Annotated in this window: 1 protein-coding gene; it reads right to left on the bottom strand. The window is 41.6% G+C overall.

Annotated features, from left to right (window positions below; all coding sequences use genetic code 11):
* Window positions 1–411: 411 nt before the first annotated feature.
* On the bottom strand, window positions 412–1,191 hold the full coding sequence (locus tag F6K37_RS42250) for an ABC transporter permease (RefSeq protein ID WP_008188942.1): 780 nt from the start codon (window positions 1,189–1,191) through the stop codon (window positions 412–414).
* Window positions 1,192–1,430: the final 239 nt, after the last annotated feature.

Below are 1,430 nucleotides of genomic sequence, written 5' to 3'. Positions count from 1 at the left end.
ATCAGCTATCAGCTATCAGCTATCAGCTATCAGCTATCAGCGATTAGCGCTATGGGCACGCTACTTTACGAACAGCTTTTGAATACAATAAGCTGACCACTAACGGCTGACCACTAACGGCTGACCACTGACGGCTGACGGCTGAATGCTTACCTATTTCCGATTAGCGCAAGCTTAAACCCGGGAGCTATAGATAATGTACAAATATTCATAGGTGACATGCTCCCCCTCAGACCTATTACCCATTACCTATTACCCATTACCTATTACCGATTACCCAAATAAGCGTACAAATGTTCTGCATAAGTGACATGCTCCCATCTCCCCATCTCCCCATCTCCCCACCTCCCCACACCTCCCACACTTCCCACACTTCCCTCTCTTTTCCTACTCCCTACTCCCTTTGACTAATCAACGGAATAGAATCGGATAAATCTGACGCCAAGCTAGCCTAGAAAACACAGCAGTACATACCAACAACCAGATTAATTCTAAAAACCAGAACTCTGGTAACCCTAAAGGCCAACGTAACAAATCAACTATCGATGATAGGGGTAAAATAGCAACAACATAACCCAGTCCAGTGGGTAATGTATCCCTAGGAAAATAAGTACCACAGAGAGTAAACATTGGTATCATAAACAAGAAAATTGGCACATTAATCTGATCAACAGTACGCACCGTTCCGGCTGTAAATAGCCCAATAGCACTAAACAGCATACTCCCCAAAATAATTACAGGAAAAGATACCAGCAATTGCCAGCCAGAGTAAAGTCCCCAGATCACCGCTACTAACCCTGTGATGGTACCAGCTAGAGCTCCCTTTGTAGTTGCCCATAGCCAATCTCCAATAAATACTTCCATGAAAGTCAACGGTGCTGTCAGCAGTGCATGCCAAGTTTTTTGAAAACTCAAGCGAAAAAAACTCCCAAATGCTCCCTCAAAGAATGACTGAAATAGTACCCCAAGTCCGATCATTCCAGGAGCTATAAAGTTCAAGTAAGATGTGGGTTGACCATAGTAAGAAACATCTCCCACTAGGGGAGTTAAACCATAGCCAAAGGCAATCAGATAGATTATAGGTTCAGAAATTGGGAGTAAACTATTGACTAGCCAAGTTTTTTGATACACTTTGGCATGACGATGCCAGACCGAGTAGATACCCCAAAATGTTACAGAAATTCCTTTCATTTTTATTTTAAGATTTTACAAAATTACTAATTAATTATTAACAGAACTTACCCATTGCCCCCTAAATCCCCCAATTCTGGGGGACTTTGACATCATTCCCCCCTAAAATTATGCCCAACTAAACTTCGTAAGTCCTAACTAATTACAAATATCCCAATATAAGATATTACAATTAGTAAACCGGATGTTGATAGTAAACCTGTCTAACTTAATCAATCCAATGATGTTCCGGTCAGTCG

The sequence above is a fragment of the Moorena sp. SIO4E2 genome (assembly GCF_010671945.1).
Classification (GTDB): Bacteria; Cyanobacteriota; Cyanobacteriia; order Cyanobacteriales; family Coleofasciculaceae; genus Moorena; species Moorena producens.
Note: the sequence above shows the minus strand (reverse complement) of the source record. Positions and strands in the feature narration are given on the sequence as shown.

Bases quoted from the DNA above. Each gene is read 5' to 3' on its own strand.
- F6K37_RS42250 (WP_008188942.1), bottom strand. From the start codon at position 1,191: ATGAAAGGAATTTCTGTAACATTTTGGGGTATCTACTCGGTCTGGCAT.